General features: G+C 37.9%; 20 protein-coding genes, 1 tRNA gene and 4 pseudogenes. 20 read left to right on the top strand and 5 right to left on the bottom strand.

Translation table 11 applies throughout. The features are described 5' to 3' along the window. Positions 1–134: 134 nt before the first annotated feature. The gene (locus CPS94_RS01220) at positions 135–401 is read left to right on the top strand and encodes a Na+-transporting malonate decarboxylase, carboxybiotin decarboxylase subunit, madB (RefSeq protein ID WP_112195650.1); all 267 of its coding nucleotides are present in this window, start codon (positions 135–137) and stop codon (positions 399–401) included. Positions 402–1,169: 768 nt separating this feature from the next. On the opposite strand, the gene CPS94_RS01225 is transcribed toward CPS94_RS01220, so the two are convergent. Continuing rightward, positions 1,170–1,556 (bottom strand): iron chaperone, encoded by a 387-nt coding sequence (locus CPS94_RS01225; RefSeq protein ID WP_112195648.1) that lies wholly within the window; start codon positions 1,554–1,556, stop codon positions 1,170–1,172. A 67-nt stretch (positions 1,557–1,623) separates the two neighbouring features. Here CPS94_RS01225 and CPS94_RS01230 point away from each other — a divergent pair, with 67 nt between their 5' ends. Then, positions 1,624–2,049 carry an N-acetyltransferase gene (locus tag CPS94_RS01230; protein ID WP_112195646.1) on the top strand — a complete coding sequence of 142 codons (426 nt, stop codon included), beginning with the start codon at positions 1,624–1,626 and terminating at the stop codon, positions 2,047–2,049. A 170-nt stretch (positions 2,050–2,219) separates the two neighbouring features. Here CPS94_RS01230 and CPS94_RS01235 read toward each other — a convergent pair whose 3' ends face one another. Beyond that, on the bottom strand, positions 2,220–2,867 hold the full coding sequence (locus CPS94_RS01235) for a nitroreductase (protein ID WP_112195644.1): 648 nt from the start codon (positions 2,865–2,867) through the stop codon (positions 2,220–2,222). Between the two features lie 188 nt (positions 2,868–3,055). Between CPS94_RS01235 and asnA the strand changes: the two genes are divergently transcribed. The 8 genes from asnA to CPS94_RS01275 all read left to right on the top strand — a co-directional run bounded on the left by asnA (position 3,056) and on the right by CPS94_RS01275 (position 9,818). Then, positions 3,056–4,063, top strand: coding sequence for an aspartate--ammonia ligase (gene asnA, locus CPS94_RS01240; protein WP_112195642.1), 1,008 nt, complete (start codon positions 3,056–3,058; stop codon positions 4,061–4,063). 59 nt (positions 4,064–4,122) lie between these two features. After that, positions 4,123–4,959 (top strand): DNA/RNA non-specific endonuclease, encoded by an 837-nt coding sequence (locus CPS94_RS01245; RefSeq protein WP_112195640.1) that lies wholly within the window; start codon positions 4,123–4,125, stop codon positions 4,957–4,959. After that, positions 4,959–5,270: a nucleoside triphosphate pyrophosphohydrolase family protein gene (locus tag CPS94_RS01250; RefSeq protein WP_112286321.1), complete on the top strand. Its 312-nt coding sequence runs from the start codon at positions 4,959–4,961 to the stop codon at positions 5,268–5,270. Before CPS94_RS01245 ends, CPS94_RS01250 begins: the two co-directional genes overlap by 1 nt. A gap of 226 nt (positions 5,271–5,496) precedes the next feature. Continuing rightward, positions 5,497–6,372, top strand: coding sequence for a CPBP family intramembrane glutamic endopeptidase (locus CPS94_RS01255; RefSeq protein ID WP_112286322.1), 876 nt, complete (start codon positions 5,497–5,499; stop codon positions 6,370–6,372). A gap of 131 nt (positions 6,373–6,503) precedes the next feature. After that, a complete protein-coding gene (locus tag CPS94_RS01260; protein ID WP_112286323.1) occupies positions 6,504–7,394 on the top strand; it encodes an ABC transporter ATP-binding protein in 891 nt (296 codons plus the stop codon). Beyond that, a complete protein-coding gene (locus CPS94_RS01265; protein WP_112286324.1) occupies positions 7,378–8,097 on the top strand; it encodes an ABC transporter permease in 720 nt (239 codons plus the stop codon). The genes CPS94_RS01260 and CPS94_RS01265 overlap by 17 nt, the downstream gene beginning before the upstream one ends. Before the next feature lies 1 nt (position 8,098). Then, positions 8,099–9,235: a sensor histidine kinase gene (locus CPS94_RS01270; RefSeq protein WP_112286325.1), complete on the top strand. Its 1,137-nt coding sequence runs from the start codon at positions 8,099–8,101 to the stop codon at positions 9,233–9,235. Continuing rightward, positions 9,213–9,818: a response regulator transcription factor gene (locus CPS94_RS01275; RefSeq protein ID WP_004049315.1), complete on the top strand. Its 606-nt coding sequence runs from the start codon at positions 9,213–9,215 to the stop codon at positions 9,816–9,818. The genes CPS94_RS01270 and CPS94_RS01275 overlap by 23 nt, the downstream gene beginning before the upstream one ends. A 51-nt stretch (positions 9,819–9,869) precedes the next feature. Here CPS94_RS01275 and CPS94_RS01280 read toward each other — a convergent pair whose 3' ends face one another. Continuing rightward, the gene (locus CPS94_RS01280) at positions 9,870–10,238 is read right to left on the bottom strand and encodes a DUF4828 domain-containing protein (protein WP_112286326.1); all 369 of its coding nucleotides are present in this window, start codon (positions 10,236–10,238) and stop codon (positions 9,870–9,872) included. 221 nt (positions 10,239–10,459) lie between these two features. Here CPS94_RS01280 and CPS94_RS01285 point away from each other — a divergent pair, with 221 nt between their 5' ends. From CPS94_RS01285 to CPS94_RS01300, 4 genes are all read left to right on the top strand, one after another. Next, on the top strand, positions 10,460–11,470 hold the full coding sequence (locus CPS94_RS01285; RefSeq protein WP_162626455.1) for a Gfo/Idh/MocA family protein: 1,011 nt from the start codon (positions 10,460–10,462) through the stop codon (positions 11,468–11,470). An 11-nt stretch (positions 11,471–11,481) separates the two neighbouring features. After that, the gene (locus tag CPS94_RS01290) at positions 11,482–12,738 is read left to right on the top strand and encodes a DEAD/DEAH box helicase (RefSeq protein WP_112195624.1); all 1,257 of its coding nucleotides are present in this window, start codon (positions 11,482–11,484) and stop codon (positions 12,736–12,738) included. A gap of 65 nt (positions 12,739–12,803) precedes the next feature. Then, a complete protein-coding gene (locus CPS94_RS01295) occupies positions 12,804–13,217 on the top strand; it encodes a DUF3284 domain-containing protein (protein ID WP_004049310.1) in 414 nt (137 codons plus the stop codon). Between the two features lie 68 nt (positions 13,218–13,285). Then, positions 13,286–13,359, top strand: a tRNA-Arg gene (locus tag CPS94_RS01300). A gap of 233 nt (positions 13,360–13,592) precedes the next feature. On the opposite strand, the gene CPS94_RS11515 is transcribed toward CPS94_RS01300, so the two are convergent. After that, entirely contained in the window at positions 13,593–13,898 is a 306-nt protein-coding gene (locus CPS94_RS11515; protein WP_238145364.1) for a tyrosine-type recombinase/integrase, read from the bottom strand. A gap of 113 nt (positions 13,899–14,011) precedes the next feature. Between CPS94_RS11515 and CPS94_RS01310 the strand changes: the two genes are divergently transcribed. Continuing rightward, a complete protein-coding gene (locus CPS94_RS01310) occupies positions 14,012–14,236 on the top strand; it encodes a hypothetical protein (protein ID WP_112195622.1) in 225 nt (74 codons plus the stop codon). Positions 14,237–14,262: 26 nt separating this feature from the next. On the opposite strand, the gene CPS94_RS01315 is transcribed toward CPS94_RS01310, so the two are convergent. Next, positions 14,263–15,234 carry an IS30 family transposase gene (locus CPS94_RS01315; RefSeq protein WP_112195620.1) on the bottom strand — a complete coding sequence of 324 codons (972 nt, stop codon included), beginning with the start codon at positions 15,232–15,234 and terminating at the stop codon, positions 14,263–14,265. A 203-nt stretch (positions 15,235–15,437) separates the two neighbouring features. On the opposite strand from CPS94_RS01315, the gene CPS94_RS01320 reads away from it, so the two are divergent. The 5 genes and pseudogenes from CPS94_RS01320 to CPS94_RS01340 form a co-directional block, all read left to right on the top strand. Next, positions 15,438–15,869: a PH domain-containing protein gene (locus tag CPS94_RS01320; RefSeq protein ID WP_076150027.1), complete on the top strand. Its 432-nt coding sequence runs from the start codon at positions 15,438–15,440 to the stop codon at positions 15,867–15,869. 122 nt (positions 15,870–15,991) lie between these two features. Further along, a pseudogene (locus CPS94_RS11695) lies at positions 15,992–16,607 on the top strand (family 1 glycosylhydrolase); the annotation flags it as partial. 80 nt (positions 16,608–16,687) lie between these two features. Beyond that, a pseudogene (locus CPS94_RS11855) lies at positions 16,688–16,774 on the top strand (IS607 family transposase); the annotation flags it as partial. 86 nt (positions 16,775–16,860) lie between these two features. After that, positions 16,861–17,109 (top strand): annotated as a pseudogene (locus CPS94_RS01335) (zinc ribbon domain-containing protein); the annotation flags it as partial. Between the two features lie 187 nt (positions 17,110–17,296). Next, a pseudogene (locus CPS94_RS01340) lies at positions 17,297–17,374 on the top strand (family 1 glycosylhydrolase); the annotation flags it as partial. Between the last annotated feature and the right edge of the window lie 81 nt (positions 17,375–17,455).

The following is a 17,455-nucleotide window of genomic DNA, read 5'->3' on the forward strand; positions in this document are numbered from 1 at the left end:
ACATTAGAGACAGTCTAAACTTTATCGTGGTACAAGAATAGGAAAAGTGATTTGTTGTACAAAAGACAAAAGAGTTGAGTTTACTTAACACATCCTGTATATTTTTAAGTAAAGAAGGAAAAGGAGGTGCTAGGATGGATATGTTATTTATCGTTTTACACGTACTCTTTGGCTTGGGTTCATTTGCAGGCTCATTGATGTTAGCTGTTGGTTTCAAAGATAAGTTCAATGAACTCAACACATTGCAAAAATCAGGTATCTTATTGACGATCATCAGTTTATTTGCGACGATCGCAGTTACGATGGTTTCTAAAGGCAACATGATCGCTGCAATTATTTTTATCGCATTAGGTGTCGTAGCTTGCGGTTACTTGGCATTTGCTAAGACAAAAGTGGCGTGATCACAATTGAATAACTAACTTTACCCTCTTAGCTCGATCAATTAGCAAGAGGGTTTTTATTGATCAAAAAGCTTGTCACACGGGATAAAATGTGTATAATAATACTAAAGTTCTTTGAAAACAAGATCATATCGAACTTAGTGCAGAGAAGTTGAACGCTTTGCTAAGATATCTCGGAGGATAAGCCCGCGTAGTTTGCTAGTTGGGATACTGGCTAGTGACTATCAAAGTGGTGGTGACATCATGGCGTTTTGTAAAAGCAAAAGAGGCTAAGAGATATGCAAATGTAGCCCAGAATTAACGTACTGAACTTTTCCACATGATAATAGACGCTCAGTGAGAAGAAGCCAATATTGCTGCTATTCAGGGATGAATGCAGTTTACATTGGTAATATCCAAATAAGTGTGTTGCTGTGAATGTTAGAAATAACAGTATAAGAAAAGAAGCAGGTACATCGCTCAAGACGGCAGATCATACAAATATATGAAAATGCTGAATGTTCGGGTCGGTGTTGGAAGTTGAAATACTTGCCACGGTCGAGGAATGCATAAGAAAGTAGTGAGTCGCTCTCACTGCTCAGCTCTTATGAACCGTTGACGGAATAAATTCGCAAGCTACAGGCGTAGAGAGAAATACTCCGATATGATCTTGTTTTGAGAGAACTTTAGCTAAAAAGCATGGGGCGCTCCCGTCAGTGCCAAATAAATAGTAAGGGAGCTAGCACGCTGCTAGCTCCCTTGTTTGATAACAGTATAATAAGAGTTTTATCATTCGCCAATTTTACGCTTATCCCAAAAACTAGTAACAGTTTGTTTGTCTTCTAACGTGTGAGCGATGATCGTGCGGAGTAAGTCATATGGGATGTCTTTGCCAAATTGAAGTTGGAAAGTTTTTTTGCCGTGTTTGAGCTTTAGGGCTTTGATCTGGGGCAAAAAGTGCTCAAAAGTACGCATTTCAGGTGCCACAGTAAAATGCTTGGTGGCAACACTAAAACCGATGATAAAAGTTCCATGATGGGTGAACATTGGCTGATTCCATTTGTATTCTGGCTTTAATTCAGGAAAATCAGTCGTTAGCCAGTTGATAAAGTCGCCAAAGATCAGGCGGTTATCCGGATCATCGATACGCTCTATATATTCAAGGATCTGCTCCATTGTTAAGTCCTCACTTTTCTGTTGTGTGCAATTATTGTATCATAGCATGGAAGGGAATGGTTAGCTTATGATCAGAAAATTTAGAACCGATGATTTAGAACAAGTTATGGAGCTTTGGCTTGCTACAAATATTTCAGCCCATGATTTTATCTCTGTCAAATATTGGCACGCCAACTATGCATTAGTTAAAGAAATGTTGCCCCAAGCAAATATCTGGGTCTATGAAAAAAATAATGAGATTTGGGGCTTCATTGGGCTTCAAGATACTTACATCGCGGGGATCTTTGTGGCTGACAAGGCACAAGGCAAAGGGATCGGAAGCGAGTTATTAGCTAAGGCTAAACAACAAAAGAGCCAGTTGAGCTTAGCTGTTTATGCTAAAAATGAGCGAGCCCTAAATTTTTATCAGCGAGCTGATTTTACTGTGGTAAATGAACAATTAGATGAGACGACTGATCAAGTAGAGTATCTGATGAAGTGGCAAGCAAGCTAAAAAAGAAAAGTCAGGTTCAATTGGAGAAAAATAAAATACTATGTAGGGTAAAGGTACATTTATGAATATTTTTCAAGCGTAATAAGACCTTGTAGCTGAGTTCACAAAATTTTTAAGATCATAGAAAAAAGTGACCGTCCTTTTCTATAATGGGAAAGGACTGGTCACTTTTAATCTTTAAAGGTAGCGACTTGTTCTAAGGTAAGTTTATTGGGACTAAAGCTATTTAAGGGATCAGTTGAAGCGTAGCCTAAAGCCACTCCAACGGCTAAAGTTTCACTGCTAGATATATCCATGATCTCTTTGACAAGAGTAGGAAATTTGACTAATTCATAAGCAGTGATCGAAGCAAGTCCTTGAGCGGTAGCGCTTAAGACTAATGTTTGGGTAAAAGCACCGATATCATGGACTGACCAAAGGGATAAGTTTTTTGGTAGCGTGATATAGATGAGTGCTTGGGCATTGAAGAGATCAGCTTGACTTTTACGAAAATCAACTTCACCAGGTTGGAAACGCTGCTTAAATTCGGTCGTCCAAGCGGCCATGTTTGCTTGTGAACGTTGATCCCACTTATCACGACTTAAAACAGGATATTCTGGTTGACCAAGATCACCTTGGTTGACTGCTTCACGGTGCTTTTCTTTGATCAAAGCTAAAGTATTACCCGTGGCAACATAGACACGCCAAGGCTGGGAATTGACCCAAGATGGTGTTGTTAGAGCATCTTGGATGATCTGGTCGAGCTGTGATCTAGGGATAATTTGCTCGGTAAAATCACGTGTCGAATGTCTTTTCTGAACGAGTGTAGTAAAATCCATCATGATCATCCTTTCATTTATAAACTACGGTAAGTATAACATTTTGCTGAAAACGCCACCATCAAAAACGTTTGGAAGGTTGTAAGTAGTTAAATTAAGAAATAAGGTACGAAATTCAAAAAATAAAGATTGCAATCTAATTATTTTAAGGTAAAATTAAACTAACTAACTGAGAAAGGATGACATTTATGGATCTTATTATTCCAAAAGATTATGATCCCAAGCTTGATGTCAAAAAGACACAAGAAGCGATCCGTTATATTCGGGAGACCTTCCAAGATGAATTTGGCAAAGAGCTTGGCTTATCACGTGTTTCAGCACCAATGTATGTAGAAAAGAGTTCGGGGTTGAATGATAATTTGAATGGTTATGAAACACCTGTATCTTTTACGATGGAGAGTATTCCAAACGATACCATTGAAGTCGTCCATTCTTTAGCTAAATGGAAACGAATGGCCCTAAAACAATATGGCTTCAAGCTACATGAAGGCTTGTATACTAACATGAATGCGATCCGAAAAGATGAGGAGTTGGATAACTACCACTCAAGTTATGTCGATCAATGGGACTGGGAAAAGATCATCACTAAAGAAGAACGCAATGTTAAAACCCTTGAAGATACGGTCAGACGAATCTTTAAAGTGATCAAGCACATGGAAAATGAAGTCTGGTATAAATACCCTGAAGCAGTCAATAAATTGCCTGACGATATCTTCTTTATCACAACTCAAGAATTAGAAGATATGTACCCAGAGCTCACGCCTGAAGAACGTGAAGATAAGATCTGTCAAGAACACGGCGCGGTCTTTTTGATGCAGATCGGTGGTACCTTGAAGAGCGGTAAAAAGCATGACGGACGTGCTCCTGATTATGATGATTGGAGCTTGAATGGTGATATTTTATTCTGGTATGAGCCACTCAACTGTCGCTTAGAGCTTTCAAGCATGGGGATCCGCGTTGACGAGGACTCGATGTTAGCCCAATTAGCAGCAGCTGATGCCCTTGATCGTAAGCAATTACCGTACCATCAAATGATCTTGAATAAGGAATTGCCATACACGATCGGTGGCGGGATCGGACAATCTCGTTTATGTATGTTGTTACTAGGTAAAGCGCATGTTGGCGAAGTTCAAGCAAGTATTTGGCCAAAGGAAATGATCGAAACTTGTCGCGCACATAATATCAACATTTTATAATAATCGAACAAACAGAGACCAATGGATGATTCTGTTGGTCTTTTTTTACGGAGGAAATTATGAAGTTCAAAAAAATACTGACCGGATTTGCGGCAGCTTTGATGCTCAGTGGTGCGATCGGGGCACCGGTAACAGCTAAAGCAACGACGCACTATGGTGGTTGGCGCACACATCAAAAAAATAGTTCGAGTGGCTCTGGTGAATTAAAAAAGAGCACTCCATCACAACAATTAGCCCAAACGGTTTTGACGCCGGATGTTGTTAAACAATTGGGCGGTGAGCAAAATCTCAAATGGAACAACAGTGGGGCTTTTATCGTTAATAACAACAAGACAGATTTAAAAGCTAAGGTTTCTAGTGCTCCTTATGCAACAAATGAAGTCGATAGCTTAAAACGTCCGACGGTAGCCAATGCCCTTTTGAATAGGACAACACGGCAATACAAGAATCGCCACCAAACTAATAATGGTTCGACTAAATGGAAACCACAGGGCTTTAAGCAACTCACTAACTTAAGTGGCGCCTACAACCATGCTTATGATCGCGGACACTTACTAGGGTATGCTTTAGTGGGAAATATTCGTGGTTTTGATGCTAGTGAGAGCAATCCCAAAAATATTGCGACTCAGACAGCTTGGGCTAATGAAGCTAATGCAAAATATTCAACAGGTCAAAACTATTACGAAAGTCTTGTTCGAAAAGCCTTAGATCGTAATAAGACTGTCCGTTATCGTGTGACAAATGTCTATAGCGGTAATAATTTAGTACCATCAGGAGCTCATTTAGAAGCTAAAGCAAGTGATGGTTCGTTAGAGTATAATGTTTTTATCCCTAATGTTCAAAAGGGATTAAAGATCGACTATGCTACTGGTCATGCGATAAAGGAGAATAACTGATGGACCTAAATGAAGTAAGTGCACGTTCACATGCGATCCGCCAAAAGTATCATATGCTCGAAGAAAAGCATCATGGCTCATGGTGGTCGGTTGAAGAAGATGCCTTAGCTTTTCTAACAGATGCTGCTTTGGTGGGGCGCTTGACGATGGATAAACAAGGACGGTGGCCTAAGACAAGTAATGATGAATTGGCTCAAAAGATCGGGGAATCCGTTTGGTGGCTAGCGACCCTAGCTGAACGAACTGGCCTGAGTTTGGAAGAATGTGTAGAAAAATTTTTAACTGAAAAAGAAGCTTGGTTAAATAAGTAGGCGTTAAAGTGTAAGTCTATACGATCAGTGCCGTATGAACACGAGGGACTCATCATGATGCAGATCACGTATCATAATGAGTCCCTTGTTTTATTTTCGTCAGATATGATTTGTGATACCAGTAGCTATGTTTTGAAGTTAAATGAGGACTTTTGTCAAATCGCATTTTGCTAGCTTTTACTTATTTTTTGTGTTTTAATTTTTATGTAAAAAAGGATGTGAGTAGATGGATAAATTAAAACGGATCGGTAGAATTTTTTTATGGACACTTCTATTGATGATCGTATCATCGATCCCAATGGGACTGATCATGATTTTTACGGGCTTATTGATGGCGGCTTTCTCAGGTGATCTAAGTGATATCTTTTCGCCACTTGCCCTAGGACTTGGCTTTATCGGTGAGATAATTGTTGTCTTTATTTTGAAACAAGAGTATAAAGGTGATCCAAAGCAGTTACATCAGATCATGCCATTTGATAAAAAAGGCTCGTTCTTGCGCTATGCGACTGGATATGTTCTTGGACTAGCATTTTTTGCTTTGATCTGGGGGATCGCGGTCTTGGGGAAGGCATTTAGTGTGAGTGTTATCTGGCAAAATTCCAATTGGACAGTATTATTAGCCTTTTTGCTAGGCTTTGGGATGCAAGGGATGACTGAAGAGGTCATCTTTCGTGGTTATTTACAAGGAAGATTGGAAAAAGAAGTTTCAAAACGTTGGGCGATCCTCATCTCGGCTTTGGCATTTGCCCTTGCTCACTTAGGTAATAGTGGGGTCGGGATCAATGCGCTTATTGGTTTGACGCTCTTTGGGATCTTGATGAGCTTGTTTCGGACCTATACCGGTGATCTTTGGCTAGCAGGTGCGTTTCATAGTGCCTGGAATTTTGCTGAGGGACCGTTATTTGGGACCCCAGTTTCAGGGATCAATGGTACAAGTGTGATCTTAGCATCGCGTCCGGTTTCAGGATCTGCGATGTTAAATGGTGGTACATTTGGAATCGAGTCCAGTTATTTAGTCTTTGTGGGCTTATTTATTTTAGTGATCTTGACCTATTATTTAGGCCAAAATTATGCTAAACCGAGCAATCGAATAAAATTATAAGGTAAAAGTCGTCTTTTTAGGCGACTTTTTTTGTGACAATTGTCATAAAATATCATGACATTTACGTCTAGATATGGGCGATATTTGAGACTAAACTAAGGGTACGATATTGATCAAAGGATGTGGAATCTATGAAGACAGTGATCAAAGTAAAAAATGTACAAAAGACCTATGATAAAAGAGTGATCTTAAAACAAGTGGATCTTGAGATCAAAAAAGGTGAGATCGTAGCCCTTTTAGGAAGGAATGGGGCTGGTAAATCAACCTTATTGAATGTTTTATTACAACTAGTTTCTAAAGATCAAGGCGAGATCGAGATCTTAGGGGAAAAGAGACTAAAAACTGAAGCGATCGGGGTAATGTTGCAAAATGAACTTACCCTTGAACGCACAACTGTAAAAGAGATCCTTGAACTTTGGCGTAGCTATTATCCTAAAAGTAAAAGTTATGCTGAATTATTAACGATCGCAGATTTAGAGGAAAAACAAGAGACCTTTATCGCTAAACTTTCAGGCGGACAAAGAAGATCATTGCAATTTGCATTGTGCCTAGCAGGTGATCCAGAGGTGATATTTTTAGATGAACCAACTGTTGGAATGGATCTGAAACATCGGCAAAAGTTTTGGGAACAGATAAAAAAATTGCAAACTGCTGGGAAAACATTTCTGATAACCAGTCATTATTTGGAAGAATTACAAAACGTAGTCCAGCGTTTCTTGATCTTAAAAGATGGTAGCATAGCTTTTGCAGGGACTTTACAAGAATTACAACAAAACGGTCAAAAAGTGACGTTTAGATTTACGAGTGTCTTAGACAAAAGTCTTTTTACAGAACTTCCTGGAGTGCTAACCGTCAAAAATTATGCCATGAATTATATTATTCAGACGACTGAGCCAGACGAACTTATCCAAGAGCTTGTTCCTTATTTACCAGCGATCAAAAATTTAAGTATCGAACATGATTCGTTAAATGAGCTATTTTTAGAAGTGACAGGAGGAACATACAATGTGGTATCAAAGTAAGTTCAATTTTAAGCGGATCATTTTAAGAAATCCTAATTTTTTATTTTTTGATATTTTGATCCCAGTGCTGTTTTATTTATTATTTACAAAGATTTTATCCGATGATATGGGTTTTAAGCGAGATTATTTGGTGTCAATGATGATCTATGCTAATCTATTGGGCTCAGTCTTAACTGTAGCTAACACTTTAGTAAATGACTATGTGAGTGGTTACGCTAAATCATTACGCTTACTACCAGTTAAACAGTGGCAATATTATATTTCGGTCGGTAGTATTTTTTGGTTGCTAAATGTTTTTTGTGTCATTGCTTTAGGATTGACAGGGTGGCTATTCAATGGTATTGTTTTTTCGGTCAAATTATGGCTTATTTTAGTTGGCATCATTCCACTTTTAGCAACGCCTTTGATGTTGATCGGGGTATTGTTAGCTCAAACGCATGATACAAATACTGTCAATATTTTGGGTAATATCGTGTTTTTGTTGGCAATTGTCAGTGGCTTATGGTTTCCTTTTAAAACACTACCTCACTGGATCCAGATCATAGGTGGACACACACCAGTATATTATATAGCTGAAATAGCACGCGAATTAGTCAGTGGTAAAATGATCACATGGGGTTATTTAGTTGGGGTGATCATTTGGAGTTTACTTTTAGGTGGTCTGATATATTTGATCGAAAAAACAATAGCAAGGACATGCTAGTATGAAAAAATTTTTACGTGCGCATATTTTATTTCCTGAATATTTAGGTTTTGCTCCATATTTTTGGGTACTCTTTATCTTACCTGTTCTTAGTTTGACCAGTGCGATAGAGGGTGTGAGCAAATATTTTTGGTCAGCGATCATAATATTTTATGTCAAGGTCTACCGTGATAGTTTTATGACGACTAAAAACTTTGATTTGCGGATCGTTATTCAGTTAGTGATCGATATGATATTTGCTGTAGTATTCAACTATATTTTTTTATTTGTATTTACTTCATTTTTGATCGGGTCGTTTCCTCTGGAAAATAAGCGCTTCAGACGGTTATTATGGATGTTTTATATATTTTTGGGTGTTTCTCTTTGTCGAGTGATCTATGTTCTTTTAACTAATGATGGAAATGTAGATATTTTCGATCTACTACTTTTGATCTTATCACCAGCTTTGCCTGTCTTAGCCTCTCGTTCCTTAAGTGAGAAGCAAAGACAAAAACAGACGCTAGAAAGTGAAAATCAGCGATTGCATTTGTTAGCAAAGGAAAGAGATCGCATCGCCCAAGCACTTCACGACGATTTGGGACAAAGCTTTTCACTATTGGCTTTAAAAGCAGAAGTAGCACAAAAACTTTTAAAAAAAGATCCACTTAAAGCACAGCTACAGATAGAACAGATCGCTGATGAAGCCAGAGCAGACCTTGAATTAGTACGGCAAATAGCCCACGATCTAAAGTATGAAACGTTAGCACAAGTCTTATATCAAGCAAATGAGAAATTAAGCCAAGCAAAAATTATCCTGATAGTTGAAAATGATGATAACGTAGCATTATGGAAACAAGAAGTACAGCAAGTAGTTGCAGCAGTTATAAATGAAGCTGTCACTAATGCGATCAGGTATAGTCGAGCAAATATTTTTAAAGTTATATTTAAAGAAGATGGAACAAATTATCATGTTACTATAAGAGATAATGGTATAGGATTTGCTACTAAACAGATATCATTTGGACTGAGTGGTATCAAACAAAGAGTGACTGATTTAGGTGGCAACACTACTTTTACGACTGAAAATGGAGCTGTGATCATACTAAGGCTCCCTAAAAGAAAGGGGGGATCGGATGATGCTCAAAATTTATCTAGCTGAAGATCAAGTGATGATCGCACAAGCACTCAAAACGTTACTTGAGTTAGAAGATGATCTCAAAGTGATCGGAACTGCCACCGATGGAAAACAAGCTTTAAAAGACATCATAGCACTTAAACCGGATATAGCTCTTTTGGATATTGAAATGCCATCTTTGACAGGATTGGAGGTGGCTACGCAATTGAAATTATTAGCAATTCCTGTGAAAGTGATCATTTTAACGACATTTGCACGAGAAGAATACTTTGCACAAGCTATTAAAGCTGAGATCTCGGGATATTTATTAAAAGATTCGCCTAGTGACGATTTGATCCAAGCGATCAGAACAGTTACTAACGGACAAACAGTATATGAAAGTCGATTGGTCAAGGGGATGTTTGATAAGTCAAAGTGTCCCTTGAATAAACGTGAATTACAGATCTTGAATGTGATGAAAGAATTTAGTAATACTAAGCAGATAGCACAAGCAGTATTTCTGGCTGAAGGGACCGTTAGAAACTATATTTCCGCGATCTTGAGCAAGACGGGGACCAGTTCACGCCTAGAAGCAGTACTTTTAGCAAAAGAAAATCGTTGGATATGAAAAAGCCCGTATGCAGTTTTGCATACGAGCTTTTTTAGCTGTATTCGATAGTCAAAGACATCCATCGGAATCTAAATTTTCGCTCAATTCATAAACACGATTGTCAGCCTCATCATAAACACTTATCGGCTTACCATCGATGGCATCGATCCGTAAATGATAACCATAACCGTCCAAAAAGATGAGTTCTTTAGAGGTGAGCATTTGAACTTGACCAGTAAGTTCACGATGATCGATCAAGATCCGCAAGTCAGTCGTGATCTCAAGACAATGAGTTCGATTACTTAATTCATCGATAAATTGCCAACTACCGGCGTAGATCAGTGGTAGAGACACCTGTGGTTGCTTGCTTTTCTTGTTAAAATTGATCACGTTACTGAATAAAGTCTGGCCTAAACTGATCAAGCCCTTGCGTTTCATTGCTTCAACCCCTCCAATTTTCTTATTGAGTATAATATACCACGATTTATACTGTAAAAATAGTAAAATACCAGTAATATTTGAAAATGAAATATAATAGAAATTTTGTCATACTTTTGGAATATTTTAACTTAAAAAATTGGGACAAATCAGCTCTTAGTACGCTAATATTTCGAAGTCTGTTATAATAAATACGAATGGAAAATTGAAAGGGGTTACTTATTATGAAACTCGGGATCATTGGTACTAATTGGATCACTAAGCAATTTGTTGAAGCAGCAGAAGCTACAGGTGAGTTTACTTTAACCAGCGTATATTCAAGGAAAGTAGCCACAGCGCAAAAATTTGGTGCAGCTTTCAAAAATGTAACAGAATATTTTGATAATTTAAATGAATTTTTTGAACAAGGTACTTTTGAGGTGGTCTACATTGCATCGCCGAATAGTTTGCATTTTGAACAAACCTTACAAGCCTTAAAAGCCAAGAAGCATGTGATCGTTGAAAAGCCTATGTGTTCTAATCCAGCAGAGTTCAAAGCCTTACAGAAATATTTGCATCATCATCCAGAACTTTATTGCTTTGAAGCAGCTAGACATTTTCACGAGCCAAATTTTCAAAGTGTCAAACAAGCAGTCAAAGAGCTACCTGTGATCCAAGGGGCTAATTTGACCTATAAAAAATATTCCTCGCGTTATGATCAATTTTTAGCGGGAGCAGAACCAAATGTCTTTTCGCCTAAGTTTTCAGGTGGAGCTTTGCAAGATCTAGGGGTATATCTTGTCTATGATGCGATCAGTTGGTTTGGGATCCCAAAAGATGTCCATTATTATCCAGTAAAATTACGCAACGGGATCGATGGTTCTGGGACAGCCATTTTGAACTATCCGGACTATGATGTAGTCTTAAATGTTGGTAAGACAGCCAATTCATATCTGCCTGGTGAAGTTTACGGACTAAAAGAGACGATCGTGATGGATAATGCGGCTGAATTACAAAAAGTGGAATTGGTCGATGCCACAGGAAATGGTACAATGTTATCAGTGGATCCGGCTAAAAATCCAATGTTGGCTGAAGCAAAAGCTTTTGGAGAGGTTTTACGAGATACGGATTCACTGCAAAATAAGCAGTTACAGCAGGAGTGGTTAGCCGTAGCCGTTGAAGTAAATCATGTCTTGTATAAATTACGTCAAAGTGCAGGACTTGCTTTTCCGGCTGATGAGGTCGACTACTGAGAAAGGTAAGTATGAATCCAAAATTTGAGAATTATTTTAAAGAACAAGGCTTTGAAGCCCTAACACCGATCCAAGCGGAAGTTGCACCATTACTAGCGCAGGAGAAGAGTGTGTTGGGGTTGGCTCCAACTGGTTCGGGTAAGACTTTAGCCTACGCTTTGCCATTATTAGAACAGCTTTTACCTAAGGATGGTACGCAATTATTGATCTTAGCTCCATCGCAAGAGTTGGCAGCCCAGTTGACTAATGTGATCCGCCCATGGGCTAAGTTACTTGAGCTAAATGTCTTATCTTTGATAGGTGGTGCAAATGTCAAACGGCAGATCGAAAAATTAAAAAAGCGACCTGAAGTTGTGATCGGGACACCAGGCCGATTATTGAACCTGATCAATGATAAGAAATTAAAATTGCATAAACTAGAGGCGATCGTGATCGATGAGGCAGATGAATTGTTGGGTGAAGCTGAAACACTAGCTGATTGCCGTGAGATCATCACACATGCGCCTAGAGCGGCAGCTGTTTCGTTTTTTTCAGCCACTAAAGCTCCGATCTTATCGGAATTACATCGCTGGTTTGGGATCGAGCCAACTGTGATCGATGTTCGCCAAGTTGATCATACTCGAGGTCAAGTGGAGCATTATTTGTTAGAAGTTCCACAAAGAAAGCGCGTCGATGCTTTACGTAGGTTGGCACAGTTAGACGATTTTTGCGCTCTAGTCTTTTTCAAACAAACCGCTGAATTAAATGATGCATACGAAAAGTTAAAACATGCACATGTTAACGTTGCACGTTTGCATAGTGAACAGCGTCAAGTTGAACGGGAACAAGCTTTACGTCAATTGCGGAAAAGAGAAGTTGCGTTGTTATTGACCACAGATGTAGCGGCTAGAGGATTAGATATTCCAGGGCTACCTGCTGTCGTGAACTATGATCTGCCTAAAAATGTCAATACGTATATTCATCGAGTTGGACGTACGGGGCGAATGGGTGCTGATGGGACCGTCATTAATATCGGTAATGAACGCGATCTGCGGATGTTTAAGCAATTGGTCAAAGAAAAGGGCTATGAACTAGAGCCAGTCTATCTTTATCAACGTCAACTAGTTACAGATCAAAATGAGTTAGCTGAGTTAAAGAAACAAGCGCCAAGTCGACCAGTTCGTAAAAAGCCAAGTAAACCAGTAACTCAAGCTGAACCTGCTAAGAAAAAACGGAAAAAGAACCGTAAACGTGACCAAAAAAATAAAGGAAAACGTAAGAAAAGTTAGATAACTGGTGCAAAGAAGATAAAGTGATATACTGAGAATAAAGCTAGCAGAAAGAGGAAGAGCAGATGGAAATTTCAATGAATTTGAATGTTTCAGCCGAATACTTATTTCAGCGTTTGTTGGATACGCTCCTGTATGATATCAAGCAAGAAACAGGACGCGAATTGACTGTGGCTGAGTTATCTGATTTAAGCTATGCTACTAAGTTAGATCATCAGACCAAAGCTCAACTCAAGGTCATCAAGTTGATCCCAGATCGCAGTTATCATTTGCAGATCGAAACAGATCATTATGTGAAAAAAGAAGCTTATGAATTGACACCGTTAGCTAAAGATCAAGTTAAAGTTGATTATCGTGAAGAAAGTTTGGTCAAAAAGCAGACTTCTAAACTACAAATTAAGATCTTTTCACCTTTAGCTGAGTGGATCAGGCGACATAATTTCATGAAATTACTAAAAGAGATCGAGGTCGGTTACTAGGATCATTGACTTTAGAAGTAATTCTTCCTATAATGGAATAGTCGTTTTTAATGACTATTCTATTTTTTGCGCTTGTAGCTCAGCAGGATAGAGCAACCGCCTCCTAAGCGGTAGGTCATCGGTTCAATTCCGATCAAGCGCATTGCAATACCTTATAAAATAAGGGTTAATCGGCTTTTTGTCCCCCAAGAGAGCAAAAATTTTTTATAGAATTTTTTTGTTCTCTTTTTTTGTAGAAAAATTATTTAACAAATCTTCAATATGATCATCTGATTTAGCTTTAAATTCATCGATCAAGTAAGAATATTTTCTAGTAGTTGTCGTTAAGTCTGCATGACCTAATCTTTTACTTATCGCATATACTACATCAACGCCCTAATACAAAAGTAGCGCAACATGCGAGTGTCTAAGACTGTGAAAATGATAATTCTTTTTGGAAATACCTGCTCGTTTTAGAACTTTACGTAAAGCTTTATTGACCGCACCAGAGCCAGGAACTGAACCAAATACACTATCAAAAACTTGCTTAGTATTATTTGGCTTAAGCTCGCTTAAAATGTTTAACAGATCATCATTGACTCGGATAATTCTATTAGATGATTCAGTCTTAGCTTTTTTGAAGCGTTTATTGTTGAAGTCCCATGATTTATTTATATTTATTGTTTTCCAATATGTAGCCATATTCTTACCTCCGTATTTGTGTAATAATTAAAACTGACGAAAAAAGAAATCGAAGATACAAAATTGCTTATCAAAAATTATGCTAAAGATTTTAAAGATTTGAGGGATGACAGATGAAAGCTTTAGATGTTTATTATTTGGCCTTTAAGGATGTCACTTGTGTTACTGTACCTAGTTTAAAATTTAAAGTAGGACAAAAGATCAAAGATAGTCAAGGCGACATTTTTGAAATAAAGAGTTTATCCACATTTAGTGGGCTAAAAGCTAGAAAAGATGTTGTGAATCTTATTGTTCAAGGAAAATTTGAAGGCGATACTGTAAATTTAGTAGAGTTATAAAGTAGTAATATTTTAAACCTGAATTGTCAAATCAAGTTAGAAAAAACTACTTGCTCATTCGTAATATACTTTATGAATACTTCTAGTGGGGTTCTATAGTTTAAACTTTTACGTGGAATATTGTTCCTATAACTAGCTACTTGTTGGACATAGTCAGTGGGGAGATCACTGAGATCCATATCTTTTCCTAGTCCGTCTTTCCTAAGTGATCCATTCGTATGTTCATTTAGTGCACGTTGGTTAGGAGCACCTACATCAGCAAAGTAAGTACCGATATCATGCTTATTAGAAATATCTTTCCACTTAGAAAATTCCTTACCATTATCAAAAGTGATCGATTTAAAGAGTCCTTTAGGAGTAACAGAAAGTAAAGCATCAAGTTTCTCAAAGATAGCTTTATCCGTCTTATGGCGTGTATTCAAAATGATGACAGCCTTAGACTTCCGTTCAACTAATATCATTACTGCACCATGGTGGTTTTTACCTTGGATCGTATCAGCTTCAAGATGTCCAAATTCATTATGGTAGTTGGGATAGTCCTGATGTCGTTCCAAAAGAGTCCGACCTAGTCTCCCAGCTTTTCCACGGCGTTCAACGTAACCATTTGGATGCCTTTTTCCTTTCATTGGGAGCGAGGTCACATCTAGGTCTTTAGAGCGTTTAAAGATACGATAAAGGGTACGCATCGAACAGCTGCTATGTTTTTCATTACGTCCGATGATCGTATCAGGAGTCCAACCTAGACTAACTTTTTCCTTGATGTACTCAAGCTCATCATTGGGTAATACGATGGGTTTACGGCCGGATTTATATTTATTAGCTCGATAGTTTTCATAGTATTCAGAGATCGAATATCCAGCATCTAAGAAACGAAATACTCGATAAATAGTTTCAGCACTACGTTTTAAGGTTTTAGCTACAATGTAGGCTTTAACCCCTTGATTCCAAAAATTTTGTATGAAGGACAGTTCGCTTATGGTAAGATGATTATAGGTCATTTGTGATAGACTTTTGTTTGGTGTTACTCAAAAGTCTATCACAAATGGCTTTTTATTTTTCTAACTTAATTTTACAAACTGCGAATAATACAGTAAAGTCATCTAAAATTTGTTTCAAACACTTCAGAAGGCTTTTTAGTAGCTGATCTGTCTAAAATCCTTTATCATCAAGATATGAACGATTTTGTGAAAGGATGAGTCAAATGTTTAAAAATCTAGTCCAGGGTGCCTTGGGAAACTATTCTGAAGTCAGTGTGCGTGAATTGACCCAAGAATATGGTGATTTCTTACTGACAGATGAAACGATCAGCAGTGGCTATAAACTAGTTCGTGATGCCTTGATCTTTACAAATTACCGGATGATTTTTGTTGATAAACAAGGGGCAACTGGTAAAAAGACCGCTTACCACACGATCTATTTAGATGGGATCGTTGATGTTACGATCGAGACGGCGGGATTTGGGATCGATGACAGTGAGATCAAAGTGACTGTTTTAGAAAATGTTTATCAAAAGCCACATAAGGAAAATTTGACAACGATGAAATTTGAATTTCCTAAGCGGATCGATATCTTGCCACTCTATCGTTACTTATCTGAATTAGCATTGGCAAATCGGCAACGAATAAATGAATAAGACTAAAGGCTGTAGGTAAAACTGCAGCTTTTTATTTACTTAAAAGATAAGTGTAAACGTTTGTATCAGCTGCCTAAAAGTGCTACGTTCAAAGTGAGTTAATGATAAAGAAGGTAAGCAAGCTGTATCAAACAGATTATCCACACACATTTCCAAAAGATTTTTTATGGGGTGGTGCTACAGCGGCAAATTAGATCGAAGGAGCCTTCGATACTGATGGCAAGAGACTGACGACTGCCAAAGTCGTAAAAAAGGCCACTGATAGGCGTCAGATCTCAATGGAAAATGTGACAAAAGTTTCCCTTAAAGAAGCATTAGCGGAGAAAACAGTAGGTGATTACTCTAAACGCGGATAGACTTTTATCATCAATATCCGGCCAACATCAAATTATTTGCGCAAATGGGCTTTAAGGCTTTACGGATCTCGATCGCCTGGACTCGGATCTTTCCGAATGGTGATGAAAAGCGTCCAAATAAAGCGGCCTGAGATTTTATGATAATTTGATCGCTGAAATGAAAAAATATAACATTGAGCCGGTCGTGACCTTATCGCACTATGAGATGCCTTTGGGTTTGACCTTAAAATACAATGGCTGGGCCAGTCGAGAAGCTATCAGTGATTTTACACGCTTTACGCAAACTGTTTTTGAACGCTATAAAGATAAGGTCAAGTATTGGATCACTTTCAATGAGATCAATACTGGTGCATGGGGGTTCCATGAAACTGGGGCGCTGGAGGAAATAACTGTTAATTAAAATGCATTAAAATATAATCAAATGTGATGTAATATCTACAAGAAAGATAAAATGTGAGGTAGATATTAAAACCAAAAGAAATAACTGAAAGATCGGGCGTTACTGTTTTAACCCTACAACGCTGGGATAACGATGGAACTTTAAAAGCTTATTGTACTCCCATGCTAAAGGTGTTATTCTTGATGAAACAATTACTAAAAGAAGTAATGGATAATCAAGTTGACACGATCTTTATTACCTAAGACAAGTATTGACCTATAAAGCTGGCTGGCATGATAAAGAAGTAGTCTTAGCTGATAAATACTATCCAAGTACACAAAGGTGTTCTGATTGCGGTCATATCAAGACTGGTGATGAAAAAATTAGTCTTGATGGTAATCAAAAACATAAAACTAAGCATAACGAATATATTTGTTATGAATGTGGTGTGATCATGGATCGAGATGAAAATACCGTAGCTGATCTTTTAGCTTTATTAAACTAGAAAATATAACGGGGTGGGCTACACCCTTAAGCTATCTGAGCTAGTCAATGTCATTACCCTCTTGTTAGGATATGGGAACACTAGCGTTGACGGTAGTAAATAAAATTTAGGAAAGGAAAAGCTATATTTCTTTCTCAAATGTAATCATTTGAGATATTTGATTACGTTTGTTCATATTTTATATAGCAGTTTGAAGCGGACCCCTAAAGACTCTTTTTATTGGTATCAAAAAGTGATCGCAACTAATGGTAAAGATCTTGATTGAGTAAATTAAGGGTAGGCTAAGCCCTGTCCTTAGTTTTTTGTTATTGTCTTGTAAGCAAAGGCTAAAACTAGATATGATATA

This window comes from Ligilactobacillus murinus (assembly GCF_003288115.1).
GTDB classification, from domain to species: Bacteria; Bacillota; Bacilli; order Lactobacillales; family Lactobacillaceae; genus Ligilactobacillus; species Ligilactobacillus murinus.